This is a genomic window from Shewanella algidipiscicola (assembly GCF_900380485.1).
Taxonomy (GTDB): domain Bacteria; phylum Pseudomonadota; class Gammaproteobacteria; order Enterobacterales; family Shewanellaceae; genus Shewanella; species Shewanella algidipiscicola.
Window position 1 is genome coordinate 112612 of the sequence record NZ_OXJV01000018.1, and the last position, 16432, is coordinate 129043.

The 16432-nt window shown below is 48.4% G+C and carries 17 protein-coding genes; 8 read left to right on the forward strand and 9 right to left on the reverse strand.

Translation table 11 applies throughout. From position 1 onward, the window contains the following. Positions 1-22 precede the first annotated feature (22 nt). Together DN599_RS14370 and DN599_RS14375 are read right to left on the reverse strand one after the other, a co-directional pair. Complete coding sequence (locus tag DN599_RS14370) at positions 23-1447, reverse strand: tetratricopeptide repeat protein (RefSeq protein WP_110458280.1); 1425 nt, start codon at positions 1445-1447, stop codon at positions 23-25. Between the two features lie 59 nt (positions 1448-1506). Further along, positions 1507-2220 carry a hypothetical protein gene (locus DN599_RS14375; RefSeq protein WP_110458281.1) on the reverse strand — a complete coding sequence of 238 codons (714 nt, stop codon included), beginning with the start codon at positions 2218-2220 and terminating at the stop codon, positions 1507-1509. A gap of 163 nt (positions 2221-2383) precedes the next feature. Here DN599_RS14375 and DN599_RS14380 point away from each other — a divergent pair, with 163 nt between their 5' ends. Together DN599_RS14380 and DN599_RS14385 are read left to right on the forward strand one after the other, a co-directional pair. Next, the gene (locus tag DN599_RS14380) at positions 2384-2902 is read left to right on the forward strand and encodes a DUF2780 domain-containing protein (RefSeq protein WP_110458282.1); all 519 of its coding nucleotides are present in this window, start codon (positions 2384-2386) and stop codon (positions 2900-2902) included. A 97-nt stretch (positions 2903-2999) separates the two neighbouring features. Then, the gene (locus tag DN599_RS14385; protein WP_110458283.1) at positions 3000-3452 is read left to right on the forward strand and encodes a tellurite resistance TerB family protein; all 453 of its coding nucleotides are present in this window, start codon (positions 3000-3002) and stop codon (positions 3450-3452) included. A gap of 137 nt (positions 3453-3589) precedes the next feature. Here the strand turns inward: DN599_RS14385 and yjeH are convergent, their stop codons facing one another. Beyond that, positions 3590-4855: an L-methionine/branched-chain amino acid transporter gene (gene yjeH, locus DN599_RS14390; protein ID WP_110458284.1), complete on the reverse strand. Its 1266-nt coding sequence runs from the start codon at positions 4853-4855 to the stop codon at positions 3590-3592. Positions 4856-5012: 157 nt separating this feature from the next. On the opposite strand from yjeH, the gene DN599_RS14395 reads away from it, so the two are divergent. Then, the gene (locus tag DN599_RS14395) at positions 5013-5444 is read left to right on the forward strand and encodes an Lrp/AsnC family transcriptional regulator (RefSeq protein WP_110458285.1); all 432 of its coding nucleotides are present in this window, start codon (positions 5013-5015) and stop codon (positions 5442-5444) included. Between the two features lie 66 nt (positions 5445-5510). On the opposite strand, the gene DN599_RS14400 is transcribed toward DN599_RS14395, so the two are convergent. The 5 genes from DN599_RS14400 to DN599_RS14420 all read right to left on the reverse strand — a co-directional run bounded on the left by DN599_RS14400 (position 5511) and on the right by DN599_RS14420 (position 8498). Next, positions 5511-5804 (reverse strand): cytochrome c3 family protein, encoded by a 294-nt coding sequence (locus tag DN599_RS14400; RefSeq protein WP_110458286.1) that lies wholly within the window; start codon positions 5802-5804, stop codon positions 5511-5513. Positions 5805-5819: 15 nt separating this feature from the next. After that, positions 5820-6761, reverse strand: a complete 942-nt coding sequence (nrfD, locus tag DN599_RS14405) for a cytochrome c nitrite reductase subunit NrfD (RefSeq protein WP_110458287.1) — start codon at positions 6759-6761, stop codon at positions 5820-5822. After that, positions 6758-7435 carry a 4Fe-4S dicluster domain-containing protein gene (locus DN599_RS14410; RefSeq protein ID WP_110458288.1) on the reverse strand — a complete coding sequence of 226 codons (678 nt, stop codon included), beginning with the start codon at positions 7433-7435 and terminating at the stop codon, positions 6758-6760. Before DN599_RS14410 ends, nrfD begins: the two co-directional genes overlap by 4 nt. After that, positions 7422-7913, reverse strand: a complete 492-nt coding sequence (locus DN599_RS14415) for a cytochrome c3 family protein (protein ID WP_110458289.1) — start codon at positions 7911-7913, stop codon at positions 7422-7424. The genes DN599_RS14410 and DN599_RS14415 overlap by 14 nt, the downstream gene beginning before the upstream one ends. An 84-nt stretch (positions 7914-7997) precedes the next feature. Continuing rightward, on the reverse strand, positions 7998-8498 hold the full coding sequence (locus DN599_RS14420; RefSeq protein ID WP_110458290.1) for a DUF2726 domain-containing protein: 501 nt from the start codon (positions 8496-8498) through the stop codon (positions 7998-8000). 456 nt (positions 8499-8954) lie between these two features. On the opposite strand from DN599_RS14420, the gene DN599_RS14425 reads away from it, so the two are divergent. After that, positions 8955-9992 carry a LysR family transcriptional regulator gene (locus tag DN599_RS14425; protein WP_110458291.1) on the forward strand — a complete coding sequence of 346 codons (1038 nt, stop codon included), beginning with the start codon at positions 8955-8957 and terminating at the stop codon, positions 9990-9992. Here DN599_RS14425 and DN599_RS14430 read toward each other — a convergent pair. Continuing rightward, positions 9940-10926 (reverse strand): LysR family transcriptional regulator, encoded by a 987-nt coding sequence (locus tag DN599_RS14430; RefSeq protein WP_162599218.1) that lies wholly within the window; start codon positions 10924-10926, stop codon positions 9940-9942. The genes DN599_RS14425 and DN599_RS14430 overlap by 53 nt on opposite strands. A 360-nt stretch (positions 10927-11286) precedes the next feature. Here DN599_RS14430 and menD point away from each other — a divergent pair, with 360 nt between their 5' ends. The 4 genes from menD to menE all read left to right on the forward strand — a co-directional run bounded on the left by menD (position 11287) and on the right by menE (position 16329). Next, positions 11287-12984 (forward strand): 2-succinyl-5-enolpyruvyl-6-hydroxy-3-cyclohexene-1-carboxylic-acid synthase, encoded by a 1698-nt coding sequence (menD, locus tag DN599_RS14435; protein WP_110458293.1) that lies wholly within the window; start codon positions 11287-11289, stop codon positions 12982-12984. Further along, a complete protein-coding gene (gene menH / locus DN599_RS14440; protein WP_239473317.1) occupies positions 12966-13766 on the forward strand; it encodes a 2-succinyl-6-hydroxy-2,4-cyclohexadiene-1-carboxylate synthase in 801 nt (266 codons plus the stop codon). The genes menD and menH overlap by 19 nt, the downstream gene beginning before the upstream one ends. Before the next feature lie 107 nt (positions 13767-13873). Then, positions 13874-14911 carry an o-succinylbenzoate synthase gene (menC, locus tag DN599_RS14445; RefSeq protein ID WP_110458294.1) on the forward strand — a complete coding sequence of 346 codons (1038 nt, stop codon included), beginning with the start codon at positions 13874-13876 and terminating at the stop codon, positions 14909-14911. Between the two features lie 8 nt (positions 14912-14919). Beyond that, on the forward strand, positions 14920-16329 hold the full coding sequence (menE, locus tag DN599_RS14450) for an o-succinylbenzoate--CoA ligase (RefSeq protein ID WP_110458295.1): 1410 nt from the start codon (positions 14920-14922) through the stop codon (positions 16327-16329). Positions 16330-16432: the final 103 nt, after the last annotated feature.

Here is a 16432-nt window from a genome sequence, read left to right on the forward strand (position 1 = left end):
GCAGCCCATTAGCCTAAACGTGTTAAATCGGCTCAGATAATAGCTCTTTAGCCCGCTCTAGCGCCGAGACCTCGGCCTGATTATCAGTGACCGCCAGCACATTGTCGATTTGCGCCACCAATGAGCGCCATAACGGTGAGATAACCGCCAGCTCTTGTTCATTTGCACGGGCGCGCGCCATGTTAAGCAGTGCCGCCGAGCCGACCACATCAATACGCCCCAAAATGCCATCGGCTAAGGCGATACTCAGTTCAATCATCGCCGGAACACTGTGGCCATATTTAACCACTTGACGCAGATAACGTTCGGCCACGCTATAGTCATCACCGAGGGCATTGTCGCTATTAAGCATCTGCTGCGCTCGATTCAACATGGCGTCGAGCTGGCCTTGCTCTGCCGCTTCGGCCATCCAATGCTGACTGGCTAATGCGTCGGGCTCACACCCCTCACCTCGGGCTAACATTAAGGCTAAATGATACTGCGCATGGGGAAACCCAGCGTTAGCAGCTGTCGAAATGTAATGATAGGCTTGGCTATAGTCGCCTTGCTGATAATAGAGCACCCCAAGATTGGCCATCGCTTCAGAATGCTCTAATGCCGCAGCCGCCTGCAGATAGTGCAAGGCATCACTATGGCTGACCTCAATATGCTCGCCTCCCACCAAATAGAAATACCCCAATAAGGCCATGGCATTGGCGACACCCGCTTTAGCTGCACCGATGATCGCAGTTTCACCAGCGCTGACATCTGGCTCGCCGTTATAACCGTGCAACAGGCTAACCCCATATTCATATAAGGCGTCAATATGATGAGGCGCTGCCTGTGCAAACCAATAGGCTGCTTGCTTAAAGCTGTCTGCGCTGCGCAGGTGCTGCGCCTTAGGCTCGTCATCTTGCTCTTCTAGGGCTTGCTCTTGCTCACGCTGCATCAGGGCACGGGTTTTTAACGACATCCCCACCAAGTACTGAGCCTGATGGTCGTTTTCCATGATCGCCCGATAACATAAGTCGCGACCGGCAATCGAATCGAACGGTTCAAACTGATACTCAGGGGCAGGCCGTTGGTGTATCAAGGGAAACAGCTCAACCACTAACCTGAGTAAGCGTTCAATTGCCCGCTGCGCCAACTCTTGCAGCGCATCGGCGGTTAAATGGTATTTTTCCGGATGAGCCCCTCGATTACCATCACCGCGCAGCCGATGCAGGCTTCGAGTGATACGCACATTGATCACTCGATGGCGATTCAGGGTCTCAATATGATCGTAGAGGTTAGGGCTATCAAAAATAATCTGCTGCGACTGGGCTAACTGATCCGTCAATTTATGAGTAAAACTGCGGATATGCAGCAAGGCTTGGGTAGGCACATCACGTACGTAACTCTTGGCGATACGATAATCTTCGCCAAGCACTTGAGAAAATTCGCTCACGAGTTCGATATCGGTCAGCACGGCATACACTCCGTAAAACTTACAAAAAAGGGCCTATTAGGCCCTTATATAAACATTCGCTACACCTGCTCATCGATGCTAGGGCGCGACACCATGTATAAGCGAAACAGCGCAACGTTAACAAATAACCCAAAAAACGCCACGCTTACCTCGACAATCAGCATCAGCGGAAAGCCAACAGCTGAGGCGAGTTGCGACAAGGTACCACCCAGCAGAGATAATGGAATATAAAGCATTAATACCAGTAACGTTTTAAAGGCGATAGCAGAGCTAAACTTGAAACTGCCTTTAATCGCTTCGAGCGGTGTTAATCGCTCGACCACCACCATGAAGTTAACATAGGCGAGTCGAGCAAACACATAGATGCTCAGGGTCAAGCCTATCAGCCACAAGGGGCCAAAGGCGGCAAACAACATCACTGGAGCTAAAATCAGTAACCCAGACATCACACCCGCCAGCAATAACCCAGGCACAAAATTTAAACTGGTTTTTAAAATCAAGGCATTAGATGGTTCATGGCCATTGGATCTCACTTCCATAAACAGGGTTAACGATGCAATCAACACCGAAAAGACCAATAGCAACACCATCATAGCGACCATATGAGATGCACCAAACTGAGGGTTCTCTAAATCGGCACTGTTGATCTCCATTCCCAGCCATAATTGAATACTCACCTGAATAAACAAAATGGGGACGGTTAAAATAGCTAACTGACTAATATGATTGCGAAAGAAGTTATATGCTTCGGTCAAAATCGCTGATAATGACATAGGTCGTTCCAATAGATAATGATAAACCAACTAATAAGTCGCACAGGATACCGAAATTTCCTATCTAATGCACAGCAGATGTCTAAAAATAACGACGAAATCTTGCCCGACTTAAGCTAATATTAGCGCCACATTAAATTGATTCACCATAGGATGGTAAGTGATGAAGTCACTCAAGATGGTTCCACTACTGCTCAGTACTCTCGCTTTCAACGGCGCAGCTCACGCGGGCTGGCTCGATAATTTAAGTAACAAGACTGAACCCCAAGTAACGGCGCCGCAGACCCAAAATAACGATCTGGTTAGCACTGTCATGTCACAGCTCGGGCTCAACCAAAACCAAGCAGAAGGCGGACTCGGCAGCCTACTCTCCTTGGCACAATCTACTCTAGGTAACGAGAGTTTTGCACCGATTGCAGCGGCGATTCCGGGAGCGGATATGTTACTTGGCGCCGCGCCTCAAGCCGATAACGGCTCGGGCATGTCGGGCTTATTATCACAGGCTGGCGATCTGGGAGCATCGTTGCAGGGTGGCGCACAGGTTTATGATGCCTTTGAAAAGTTAGGCATTTCTAAACAGCTGGCCATGCCGATGGTGGATATTGTTAAAAGTTATTTAGACACCAATGCCGGTGCAGGTACCAGCGATCTGCTGCTGCAAGGGCTCGGTGCAATCCTGTAGTCACAGCTTCCACGCCCAAGCCTAGCTTTGTTATTATGGTGAACTCTTCACTATTATCGGGCTCTAACCGATATCGAGGCAGTAAAAGAGAATCATGATGATAGCAAAGCTAAAACAGTTGCTCGCTTCTGAGCGCCAAGCGGTATCACCACAAGAAAAAGCCAAGCATCTTAACCTTGCAGCGGTCAGTTTACTGCTGGAGGTGGTTTATGCCGACGAAACTCTGAGTGATGAAGAGCTGCATCTGTTACCCAGCCTGCTCACCACCACGCTGTCGTTAGCGCCAGGCGAGGTTGATGAGCTGATTGCAACGGCGCAGGCAAATCATAAAGATGCCACCTCACTGTATGAATTCACCACAGAGATTAACCAGCAGTTCAGCTTAGCGGAAAAGCAGCAGCTGATCTTAGCCATGTGGAAGCTGGCCTATGCCGATGGTCACCTGTGCCGTTATGAAGATCAGATAGTGCGCCGCACTGCAGACTTGCTACACCTTAAACACAGTGAGCTTATCCAGATGCGCAATGCGGCAATAAACCAACTGCCATAACGCACAGGCACCAATGGCAGCGCGGGCAATCATTGTCCTTTGCTTGGCATAGGTGCCTTAGGCTCAACGTAAATGAGTCAACATAAATAGTGGCGTTTCGACTACCCTGCGTCGTTAACAAGCGTATTTTTGTGGCACTATGACTTATTTAAGCTGAGGGCTAACTTGCGTGCCTGATGGCTTTTTTGCCACCACAATAAAGGCGCCACCAACAATACTAAGCCTGTGGCATACCACATGTTATTGCCTAGCGCCTGCATCATCAGCAAACAAAACAGTATCCCCATCAGAGCCAGTGGCAGGTAACGCTTACTCAGCAGTTTGACCGCCGCCATCATAGAAACCAGATAGATAATCACAAATACGCCGTTGGTCCAGGCAATCAGGTGTTCCAGCTCTTGCCCCGAAAGATAGGTCAGTACAATCACTAGTGCCATGGTCAACAATACCGCTATCAGTGCGCGTACTGGCACTCTGTGGCTATTTAACTGCATAAAATAACGTGGTAACACCCCTTCACAGCTAAAGCTCCAGATCAACCTAGACACACTGGCGGTATACACATTAACGGTCGATAACCCACCGGCAATACCTAGTATACCAATCACTTGTGCGCCATAGCCTCCCAGTAATTGATCAAATGCTGCCACCATAGCGAGGCCATCAGTGGGCGGCGCAAACAGTAACAACGCCGTACACGCCACATAGACCAAGCCAACCAAGACGGTACCGATAATCATCGCCGCCATCATATCTTTCTTAGGATCTTTAAAGTCATTGGCTAGATGCGTCATGGCTTCGATACCCAAAAAACTCCAAAACGCGATACCGGCGGCCGCCATCACCAGGCTCATATCGCCGCCCGCTTGATGGGCCGCCAACTCAAATTCGCCAAGGTGGCTGCCACCAGCGCCAAACATCACCACCACCACGGTCACAATGGCCAGTGTTAGTGCAAACTGCAACTTAGCCGAGACTTGGATCCCCCTAAGGTTCAAGACCAAAAGCAACAAGAGTAACCCCAGCTCAGTGAACACTTGCTGCCAGCCAGACAGGGCCACCAACTCATTAACAAACTGAAATGTCATTAACACCGCCGCCGGTGCCCCTAAAGGGATCACCAACAAAAAAATCAAACCTATGGTGCGCCCTGCAGTGCGGCCAAAGGCCTTTTCAATAAAGTAAGCCGGCCCCGCCGCATGAGGAAAGATGCCGGCTAATCGGCCAAAGACCAGCGATACCGGAATAATGGCTAAGGTCAGTAATATCCACGCAAGTATGGCGCCCGTGCCCGCGGTATCAATCGTCATCTGCGGTAAAATAAATACCCCGGTACCCAGCAAAGTGGTGGCCATTAAACCTGCTCCCTGCCAACGCCCTATGCTGCCTTGAATATGAGTCATCTTGTTATCTGTAAAGGTGGTTAATGCCCATTAGTATAGACTTGTGTGACGCAACAAACTGTCATAGCATTGCGTCGATGTTCCTATGGCGACCGCCATTTTGACGTCATTTTACCTTTTTACCGACAAATCGTCGCCGCCGCATGAGAGACACTCGATGGATAAATTTGATAAAGCAATCATCAGCGCATTACGCCAAGATGCACGCCAGAGCGTGTCACATATTGCCGACAAAGTCAGCCTGTCGCGCAGTGCCGTATCTGAACGTATCAAAAAGCTGGAGCAAAGCGGTATTATTCGCGGTTATCAAGTCTTACTCAGTGAGTCGCAAAAAGAGGGGGTATCCGCTTATTTTGAGATCCAGCATCAATGCCGTAAGAGTGCCGATGTGGTGCATGTGTTTCAGTCGATACCCGAAGTAGTCACATGCCGTGGGATCACTGGCGACATGGATCTGCTAGTGTATGTGCAGGCCAGTTCGATGAAGCGCTTACATGAAATTCGCGAACATATCGATGCCCAAAGCAACATCATTAAAATTAAAACTCACGTGGTGATGAGTGAATGGATAGACAACCGCGCCCAGTAACTATATCGAGTCGTCCCACTAGCCAATAGCCCTGTGGCGTGTGACTAATGGGACTGACAAGCCTTATCAGTGATGGCAGCGCATACAACTGTCTGTCACTGGCGTGGAGGCGTGCACCTTATGGCAATCACTGCACATCATCAAATAGGAATGTGACTGATGATAAGGGCCATCAAGGGTATCGACACTCCCATGACACTCAATACAAGCGCGGTTTTCAACCTCATTGTTAATCGATGGTTCGCCATTTTCATGGCACGTTTCACAATCGCCATTGAGCATATGAGTATCGACCACCGATTGCGCCTGCACCATTAAAGTGAGGCACAACAGTAGCGCTCCTAATCCCAATTTGTACATCGCAACCTCCGACGGCTAAGCCACCGTCATCTGGCCGGTGTAAAGAATGAAGTTGCGCAACAATAATACGCCCGTCAAACTACACATGGCCGTGACCGCCACATAAGAAAACTTACGCTTAGCCGAGGCTTTCATGAAGAGGTTAAAGGCCAGCGGCAGACTCAAGCCTACAAACACAATACCGCCCCAGAATACCCAGCCCCAGAAGCCTTCACCTATCGCCCTAAAGGCGGCTATCTTGCTGGCACCACCACTCAATATCAATCCGACAAAGAAGGTAAAAATTAACACCATTTCCACCAAAATAATCGGGATCTCAATATTGTGGATAAAGTGCACTTCTTTGCCATCTGGACTGCCCTTCATCAGCACGCCACCAAGCAGGGTGCCTGCCGCACCAGAGGAGAGGCCAGAGAACAGAAACAGTAAGGGCAATACCGGATTATTAAGCATGGGATAGGTGGTTAACGCCGACAGCAAGAAGCCGGTATAGGCACCCAAGGCCACCGCCGAAATCGCCAAGATACCAGTAATGCTAGCTTCGGCACTCACCAGCCACTTTAATAAGCGTTGCACACGTGGCCAGCGCTGCTCACAAAACGCGAGCAACGGCTTTTTAAACACACATGCTAACCAGGCAAATAACATCGCTTGGTAAAACATCAACACCGCCACCCCGACCGACATCACAGAGGTAGGGTTGTAAAACACCAATATCTTCCAAAAATCAAACGGCTTGGTAAGATCGATCACCAAGATGCCCAATCCGGCAAACACACTCAATGGCGCGATAATACACGCCGCTTGCACGAAAGGAGATCGATAAGCATCATCGCCTAAGCGGAACTGTTTTAGCAAAATCGCAAAAAACACCGCGCCGGCAGACACCCCAGCTAAAAACAGGTAGATCGCAATCGGCCAATGCCACACAAGGCCGTCAAAATGGAATGGACTCATAACCTTACCTCGCCGTCTTGTGAGCCAATACGAAATAACTTAGGACGTGTCCCAAGCTCGGTCTTAGTGCGATAGTTGGGCGTATGCTTTAGCACCTGCACCACTTGTGAATCGGGATCTTGCAGATCGCCAAAAGTCAGCGCTTGGGTTGGACAGGCACTGACACAAGCCGGTAACTTGCCCTCTTTTAAGCGCGTCTCCTTACAAAAATCACACTTGTCGGCCGCCTTAGTAACTGGGTTGATAAAACGCACTTGATAGGGGCAAGCCGCGATACAGTATTGGCAGCCAACACATTTCCACGCATCGACACTGACAATGCCCGTCGCCTCATCTTTGTACGCGGCGCCTGTGGGGCAAACCTTAACGCAAGGGGTATCTTCACAGTGCTGGCAAGAGTGGCGGGTAAATCTAAAATATTGCTCCGGGTACTCACCATAGGGGCCTTTACGCTCAATGCGCAGCCGAGTTACCCCTTCGGGTACATTGTTAACCTCGCGGCATGCCACGCTGCAAGCATCGCAACCGATGCATTTGGTTTCGTCATGGATAAGGGCATATTTTTTAGTAGATTGTTGCGCCTCCCCTAACGGGCCCTGCGCCACAGTGTAACCAGAAGCCCCTACCACTAAGGCGCAAGCGGATTTCAAAAACAAACGTCTAGAGTTTTTCATCATCACTCTCCTTAGGGGTAATACCATGGCACTTGCCACATAGGGCACTGCGCTCCTCAGTCGCCAAGGTCATCATAGGATCCGAATCGCTGTGCAACTGATGGCAGTTGGCACATCCCACCTTGTTTGAATGCACGGCATGGGTCCAATCGGCTTGATAAAGAACATCGTGCTCATGGCACTGCGAGCAACTGTCCACCTGAGCGGTCACTTTTGTGCTCGAATCGGCACTAAAACCGATGATCAATGATGGCTGGCGAGGATGCTTACCCTTTTCGCCATGACAACTTTGGCAGGTTAACGCTAACGCATCATTACCGTGCACTCCTGCCATTAAACCGTTACGTTTATGGCATTTAACACATTTATCTTGATTGATTTGCAAACGATTCACTTCGGCTTTCACAGGCATAATATTCAGCAACAAGAGAGCTGATATCGACACCGCGCAAAACGCTATTTTGCTGAATAGGGACATAATGAGTCCTCACGAGATGAGAGTGATAATTGAATTAACAACTTAAAAATAGGTGCTGAAGCCGTCGCCCCAGCACGCTAGACACTATGCCGCCATCGACAATGAGCGGGTTAAGAGAGCTTCATCACAAGGCACATCGGTATCTAGATGAAGCACTTTAATGCCCACTTGGGCTAGCGAGTGTTCAATAAACGCATTTTTCTCAGGAGAGTTATGCTCAGGATCGGTAATAACCAACTTCACCGCTGACGATTCTGGGTCCACTAATACATAATCTAAATGACAGGCTCTTAAATATTCATGCGCCTGCTCATCCTTATTATTATCAATATCCAAAATACTGTCTAAACAGGTACCATAAAGCACACTGTATTTACTTTTAAATGCGCTACTCAATTTAGATAAAAAGACTTGAGCCTTGGCACTCACGGTACTTCCTTTAAACTTAAATACTTTCCCCTCGGATTTATCATCAGATTTAAAAAATTTAATACAGGTCATTGCAAATGTCACGATTACAAATGGAACAACCACGAATAAAACAAAGTAAATAAAGGCATAACTAAAAACTACTGAAGCATTCATAATTACCTCCAACATTCTAACAATTATTATTTTTTAACGCATGGCCATTATTTATAAACAAGAAAATCTAAACCTTGATTTAGATCACACAAGAAAAACTAACAATACTTATTTCAAGCAATTACAATCACCATCATAAAATCCTATTTTAAAATATAGAAACAAGAAAATCAGAAAACATATAAGCTAAATATAAGATATAGATAACCGGATAATGCAACATGCATAAAACTGATGTGAAATAGTATAAAAAGATCAATGAACACCTAAGATATAAATAAAAACAATTAAAAATACCAAGAAATTAAATATAAGAATAACTTAGTTTCATAATATGCATAACCCATTAAGTGACATAACAATCATTTAGCAAAAATAGTTAATAGATTTAGACAAATGACAAATAAACTTCCTTATGATGTTGGAAGGAACACTTACGTTTAAGGGGTATATTAAATGAGAGATATAATATTCAGCGATCTGGATCTACTGTGTCTAAATATTTTTGTGCACCTATATGAAAATCAATCAGCGACCTTTGTATCTCAAAAGCTCAACATACCGGCGCCAAAAATAAGTCGCAGTTTAAAGCATGCACGCGAAATATTTGGCAATGAGCTTTTTATTAGAAAAAGATACGGATTAATCCCAAACGAATACGCCAGTAAAATCTATCCTATCGCAAAAGAAATTGTAGAGTGCTCCAAAGCCTTACAGTCGTTTAAAAATGAAAGTGTAGAATGCAATAACTTACACTTTAATATTGCCATTCCAACTCCTTTATATCTTAATTTATCTAAGGGAGTATTAAACAATATTAGAGATGCTGGTAAACAAATATCGGTTTCATCGAAATCTTGGACCCCAAAAACACTGGATGAGATCAGCAAAGGCAAAGTAGATATCGGCTTGTGTTACAGCAGAAACAACGCTGAACTCCATGCCGTAAGCAATATCAGTACCATAGCCTTATCGCCATTAAATCGACTGTTGCTTATCGCTAACGAACATCATGATATTTACCATCAAGAGATCACCTTGGAAACGATTGCAAAGTACCCCTTTGCTAATCCTAATATCGGTGGCATCAAGAATGCGGTTTCGCCATTTCAGGAGTATTGCAATATGAGCGGGCTGGCACTGCACAGCGACGTTGAAGCCAAAAATATTAACTTTTTGTTCGATTACCTCAGAAATAGCCAAGCATTAACACTGTTACCATTTAACGAAAAATCAGAGATCACTGAAAATATTGATGGCTTACATTCATGCGAATTATCTCAGTTTGAAACCAACCGAATTTATAGCCAGATAGCGCCGCCCATGCTGACATTGATTTACAACAGCTGCGACAATGGTCAACCACTACAATGGATGATCAACAGCATTATCGACAGCTACCATCAATCCAGTAGCCAAGCACTGCCTTCGATAGCCGAGCTTAGCCTTGGTCAGGCTCCAACATCTGTTGGTGGCAGTTCTGATGGAGTTTAGCCACTTTATCTTGCAAATTGGCCAACAGATGAGAAGTGAATAACTTATCGTTACCATGATGAAATTGCAGGTAATAGTGGTAAGGCACAAACCGATTTGAATCACGACATTCACGATTAAAAAACTCAGACACATCAATCATGGCAAGCTCTGGACGCTGGCGAACAAACTGCGGCGCGAGCGCCGAGGCAATCCAACAAATATCATCGCAATGGGCCACATGATCCAGTGCCACATTAAGACTCGATGTTTTTAAGCTAACCGCCAGATTGACCCCTAACTTTTGCGCAAGATCCTCGAGCCAATGACGTTTGCCGCCAACTAATGAATAATTGATAAACACAAAGCGGTGGCTAAATAACATAGGAAGCGACAAGGTTTCACTAAAAATAGGATGATGCTTTTTGGCAATAATATAGCGATATTTGACCTCGCCTAAATCGACACTTTCAATCGATTGATGCAGATCCACATTAATCCCCACGCCATAATCAATTTTGCCTTGGGCGATAAGACTAGGCGTATTGTCGCTCCACTGTTGCATATTAATCGTGACATTACGCCCTAATAACTGACACACCTCTTGCACCGCTTCGGCTAATAAGCCAGCTTGATGCTCTTGCGCTGCTATAGTCAATTCACTCTGTTGGGGTTGCCAGTGATGTATGACAATACTCATCTCATCATAGGCTGCTACTATCGCCTTAGCTAAGGGATAAAGCTTTTCGGCCATGGCATTAGGCTGTAAACCATATTGCTGGCGTACAAATAGTTCATCCTTTACCCACTCGCGCAGACAACTCAAGGCACGACTCACCTTAGGTTGAGTGGTATTGAGCTGCTCTGCAACCACAGAGCCATTTTGATATTCAAATAAACCGATTAATACCCTCAGCGTAAAATAATCTAGTTTAGAAAGTTCCTTTTTATTCACTATGTTAACCCTAGCCATCATTTCCGTATTGAGCCAGATTAGCATAGTAATACCTAGCGAACTTTTGACCATATCAAACATTGCAGGATTAACAGTATAAAAACGCGATTGTGGGGGGAAGCTCATAAAATAAGCGCACAACTGATGGTTAAATCACCAGTAACGCTGCAAAAAAGACACATGCAAAACAATTTAATCTCAATACCAACAAAATATATCAATGATAATGTCACCCTCATGACCAGAATAAGCTAAACCAATCTTGCTCAAAATGTGATATCGCGAGCTAAGCCTTACTCCTAATCCTTAAATCGCGTTACACTAACCTCAATCGAAACCTTAAAAACTTCATCGTGATCAATGGATAAAACAGCTGAGCTCAACTTATTGTGGGGATCGATACTCCTCGAAGAATTAGCACGCCTAGGTGTGCAGCATGTTTGCATGGCGCCGGGTTCTCGCTCTACGCCGCTCACCTTAGCGGCGGCAAAGCAGACTAAACTGAAGCAGCATCTGCATTTCGATGAACGCGGGTTAGCCTTTATGGCGCTGGGGTTAGCCAAGGCTAGTCGTGCTCCCGTGGCCATCATTACCACTTCGGGCACGGCAGTCGCTAATCTTTACCCCGCCATCGTTGAGGCATGGCTCACCCATGTGCCACTCATCGTATTATCGGGCGATAGACCACCCGAATTACTTGACTGCGGCGCGAACCAAGCCATTGTTCAACCCGCTATTTTTGGTCATTACGCTCAGCAGGTAAACCTGCCCACGCCAGATCTACAGATCCGCCCTGAGGCGCTGCTAACCACTATTGATAACGCCATTGCCAACCAGACTCAACCGGTACATATCAATTGCATGTACCGCGAGCCACTTTACCCTGGCACCATGAGCGCCGATTTTACTCACTATCTGAGTACGCTGGGCAACTGGCAACATACTTCGCAACCCTTTAGCCAATACGCTAAGGCGCAGCTGCACAGCACGCCCAGTAGCGATGCCTTAGCGCGCTTTGTCCATGGTAAAGGCGTCATTGTGGTGGGCACCTTAGCGCCCCATGAGCAGCCCGAATTAATTATCGAGCTGGCGCACAAGTTGGGCTGGCCGATACTCACCGATGCCCAATCTCAATTGAGACAACATGGCGCAGCCATAGGTAATATCGACCAACTGCTGCTGCAACCTAAGGCTAAATCGTTGTTACAACAGGCTGAAAAAGTACTGGTGTTTGGTGGGCGCCTACTGTCAAAACGCTTAATTAACTACTTGGCCGAACAGAAATGGAAGAGCTATTGGCAAGTACTGCCCCATCAGCAGCGGTTAGATCCCAGCCATACGCCAAAACAGATTTGGCTCTGCCCAGTTAACGTCTTTAGCCAATTGGCTTGGCCACGCTCGTCACAGGCCAACTGGGCGGTGCAATTAATCGAATTAAATCAACGCTTGGATAGCCTATTCGAGCAGCAGATCGATCAAGGGGAATTTGGCGAAGCTCAGGTGGTACGTGCCATTGCGATGCAAACCGATAAGCAACTGTTTATTGGTAACAGTTTGCCGGTGCGCTTGTACGATATGTTTGCCCCCACCACGGCCACCATGGCAAGTATTTACACTAACCGCGGCGCATCGGGTATCGACGGTTTATTAGCGACCGCCTGCGGCATTGCGGCCCATAAAAAACAACCGACCACCTTAATTATTGGCGACTTATCGCAACTGCACGATTTAAATTCATTCGCCATTGCCGCTAATCATAACGGTCCACTGGTGATCGTGATCCTCAATAATGATGGCGGCAATATCTTTAATTTATTGCCAGTGCCCGACGAAAAGCTGCGCAGCGAATATTACCGCTTGGCCCATGGCTTAGAGTTTGGTTACGCCGCGGCCATGTTTGGCTTAGCCTACAACCAAGTTGACGACATCAACGCCTTTAATGAAGTCTATCAAGAGGCGATTAACCATCAGGGCACTTCGGTGATTGAGGTCAACGTGGCTCAAGATCAAGCCAGCTCACAGATAGCGCAGATCGCTGCATGGATAAAGCAAAGCTAATGCTCGCCTCGCGCTGTTATGGCCAGCCCACTAATCCCTGCTTGGTATTACTGCATGGGTTGCTGGGCGATAAACAGGACTGGCAAGACTTGATGCCGCGTCTGAGCCAGCATTTTTACTGTGTCTGTCTCGATCTGCCTAGCCATGGCGATAGCCCGAGCCTAGCGCTGCCTTCGCCGGGCTTTATGCAGGTTGCCAGCCTGATCCGCCGTACACTCACAGCGCTCAATATCGAGACCTTTCACTTGCTGGGTTACTCCCTTGGTGGGCGCATCGCCCTGCATCTGGCGCAGCTCATGGCGCAGCAGATCTTAAGTGTCAACTTGGAGTCGTGTCACCCCGGGCTGACCAGCCAGGCGCTACGCGAGCAGCGCTTGCACTGTGATAAACAGTGGCATGGACGCATGCTACAGATGTCGCTAAGCGAGTTTCTTAACTTGTGGTACCGCCAAGCCGTCTTTAGCGATCTTAGTGATAGCGAGCGCGCGCAGCTCATCCAACATCGCAGCCGCAATAAGTTGGCCGCGCTGCAACAGATTTACCTGCCGACCTCACTCGGCTTACAGCAAGATCTGTCCTGCTTACCCCATCAACTTGGCGTGCCTTGGCATTATTATGTCGGTGGCCAAGATGATAAATTTTCGGCGTTAGCCACTGCATGGCAACAACGCGCCCCCCTGTACCTACATCGCTTTGAGCATGGCGGCCACAATATTCACCTAAGTTGCTGTGATGCCTTTTGCACCACCTTAATTGAGCAACTCACCACGCCAGATACCTAGGCAGCCCAGTGAGATGGCACCGCACTTGAAATCGGGCCAATAGCACAATAAGCTGAGCACGCATTTATTTGCCAATAAAGCGCCTTTGCCCCCCAAAAGGATCGTACATGACATTGTTAACCCTTAACCTGTATCGCTACCATATTCCACTCGAAACCCTATTACCTGTGGGTAATCAACGTATCGATAGCCGCGAAGGCCTAGTGTTACAGGCCAGCACAGCGCTGGGCTGCGAGGTAGTTGAAATTGCGCCGTTGTCGGGTGTCGATGTCGACGGTCAACCATTAATGGGCTTTAGCCAAGAGCGACTCGAGCAGGTGATTGACGCGCTCGTTGCCGCCATGCCATCGCTACCGGGGCAACCGCTTGATGCCCTGCTTGACCTTGCCGAGCATACGACCATGGCCTCACTCGCCTATGGCTTAAGCCTGTTACATGCCAAGTTGTCGGGGCAACCCCCTAGCCTGTTGGCGCAACGAGCTTTGCCTCGCACAGTGCCGCTTATCTACCGTCATCAAGATGAGCCCATAGCCGAGGTTGGCCAGCAAGTCGCGCAACTCGACCGTCAGGTGCATGCAGTCAAGGTAAAGGTGGGGCAAACCTCAATGATGGAGGAGATCCAATTAATTCATCAAATTTTGGCGATCCGCCCCGATCTCAAGCTGCGTCTCGATGCCAATCGCAGCTTTAAACTGCAAGATGCCATCGACTTTTTAGCTTGCTTGCCCTTAGCAGCCATTGAATATATTGAAGAGCCATGCCGCGATCCGAACCACAATCCACTGTTATTCAATGCATTAGGGATCCCCTATGCCCTCGATGAGAGCCTTAACGATCCGCGTTATCAATTCACCATGCAGGCGGGCCTTAGCGCCTTAGTGATTAAGCCTATGTTGCTGGGCACCTTAAGCCGCTTACAGACGATCATCGACACCGCCCACCAGCACGGCGTGCGAGTGATCATCAGTTCGAGCTTAGAGGCGAGCTTAGGCATCAATGCACTGCGCTGCATTAGCCAAGCATGCACTCCAGATGAAGTGCCTGGGCTAGACACCTTGCGTGCCTTTAGCTGCGATTTACTCGAGCCCAGTGATAAGGCGCGCTGCCTCAATCTCGACGACTTAACACTGCTTTACAGCGTATAGGAGCTAAGATGCCCCAAGTTCACTCGCCACTGCATCTTGCCGCCAAACACTATCCACAGCAGGTGGCACTCTATTATTGGGCGCAAAACCAGTATCACAGCCTCAGTTATCAGGCACTCAGTCAGGCGGTTTGCGCCTGCGCACAGCAACTCACCCAGCAAGGAGTAAGGCTTGGCGATCGCCTCGGCTGTATCGATAATAATTCGCTAGAACTGGTTATCTTATATTGGGCTTGTGTTGACACTGGTGTGATATTTTGTCCCTTATCACCTCGTTTTCCTGCGCAGCAAATCGCCAGTTTGAGCATGCAATATGGCCTGTGCCATAGCTGGGCTCAAGCTGCCTATCGGCATCTACTGCCAAGCGCGGGGTTAGTCGTGGACTTTAGCGCCCGCGCAGCCACGGCTCCTCAGCCTATCGACCATCAGCGGCCCTGCAACGTTATTCTCACCTCAGGCAGCAGTGGCCAGCCTAAGGCGGCAGTGCATTGTTTGGCCAATCATATTGCCAGCGCACAGGGCGCTCGCGAGGTGATCCCTATCGCTCAGGGTGATAACTGGTTACTCTCTTTGCCGCTATTTCATATCGGCGGACTCGCCATCGTCAATCGCTGCGCCTTGGCTGGTGCCGCCATCACGCTGCCGACAGCCGAGCTCAGCTTGGCTGAACAATTACAGCAACAGCCCCTAACTCACCTGTCACTGGTCGCCACCCAACTGGTGCGGCTGCTACAGCAAGATAAACAGGCACTACGCCACGTCAAAGCCCTGCTACTGGGAGGCGGCGCTATCGCCCCCTCGTTACTGCAACAACTGGCACCGCTAGCCATTAACGCCTACACCAGCTATGGCATGACCGAGATGGCATCGCAAATTACCACCGGGCTCGCCACCAGCAAAGGCAGTAGCGGTAAGTTATTAAATGGGCGCGAGTTAACTATTATGGATCACAAGATCTTGGTTAAGGGAGACACCCTGTTTTTAGGCTATCTAACCCATGATGGCGGTAACAATTTATGGCGCCCGCTCGATGATCAAGGCTGGTTCGATACCCAAGATTTGGGCCATTGGGATAAGGATGGCGATCTGGTGATCAGCGGCCGCGCCGACAACATGTTTGTCTGTGGCGGCGAAAATGTGCAACCCGAAGAGATTGAAGCCGCCCTTAAGCGCCACCCTGACATCATTGACGCGATTGTATTTCCGCTGCCTGACAGTGAATTTGGCTTCCTGCCAGCGGCCATTATCAAGGGCAGCATTAGCGATGTCGCCCCGCTGGATGATTTTGTGCGCCAGTATATTGCCAGCTTTAAACGCCCGCGCCGTTATTACCCTTGGCCTGATATCGCCAGCACCAGTTTAAAGGTGCCACGTAAGCAGCTGATTGAGGCGGCGCTGGCTCGGCAGGCTCGGCTTTAACGGCCCGACATTTCCGGCTCAGGCGTTTACCGTTTAGCCAGCCACCTGTACCACACTGATGTCACACTCTGCCTAAAATCTGCTTAAGCACTGCCCACCAAGG

Bases quoted from the DNA above. Each gene is read 5' to 3' on its own strand.
- DN599_RS14375 (WP_110458281.1), bottom strand. From the start codon at position 2,220: ATGTCATTATCAGCGATTTTGACCGAAGCATATAACTTCTTTCGCAAT.
- DN599_RS14380 (WP_110458282.1), top strand. From the start codon at position 2,384: ATGAAGTCACTCAAGATGGTTCCACTACTGCTCAGTACTCTCGCTTTC.
- DN599_RS14385 (WP_110458283.1), top strand. From the start codon at position 3,000: ATGATAGCAAAGCTAAAACAGTTGCTCGCTTCTGAGCGCCAAGCGGTA.
- yjeH (WP_110458284.1), bottom strand. From the start codon at position 4,855: ATGACTCATATTCAAGGCAGCATAGGGCGTTGGCAGGGAGCAGGTTTA.
- DN599_RS14395 (WP_110458285.1), top strand. From the start codon at position 5,013: ATGGATAAATTTGATAAAGCAATCATCAGCGCATTACGCCAAGATGCA.
- DN599_RS14400 (WP_110458286.1), bottom strand. From the start codon at position 5,804: ATGTACAAATTGGGATTAGGAGCGCTACTGTTGTGCCTCACTTTAATG.
- nrfD (WP_110458287.1), bottom strand. From the start codon at position 6,761: ATGAGTCCATTCCATTTTGACGGCCTTGTGTGGCATTGGCCGATTGCG.
- DN599_RS14410 (WP_110458288.1), bottom strand. From the start codon at position 7,435: ATGAAAAACTCTAGACGTTTGTTTTTGAAATCCGCTTGCGCCTTAGTG.
- DN599_RS14415 (WP_110458289.1), bottom strand. From the start codon at position 7,913: ATGTCCCTATTCAGCAAAATAGCGTTTTGCGCGGTGTCGATATCAGCT.
- DN599_RS14420 (WP_110458290.1), bottom strand. From the start codon at position 8,498: ATGAATGCTTCAGTAGTTTTTAGTTATGCCTTTATTTACTTTGTTTTA.
- DN599_RS14425 (WP_110458291.1), top strand. From the start codon at position 8,955: ATGAGAGATATAATATTCAGCGATCTGGATCTACTGTGTCTAAATATT.
- menD (WP_110458293.1), top strand. From the start codon at position 11,287: ATGGATAAAACAGCTGAGCTCAACTTATTGTGGGGATCGATACTCCTC.
- menH (WP_239473317.1), top strand. From the start codon at position 12,966: ATGGATAAAGCAAAGCTAATGCTCGCCTCGCGCTGTTATGGCCAGCCC.
- menC (WP_110458294.1), top strand. From the start codon at position 13,874: ATGACATTGTTAACCCTTAACCTGTATCGCTACCATATTCCACTCGAA.
- menE (WP_110458295.1), top strand. From the start codon at position 14,920: ATGCCCCAAGTTCACTCGCCACTGCATCTTGCCGCCAAACACTATCCA.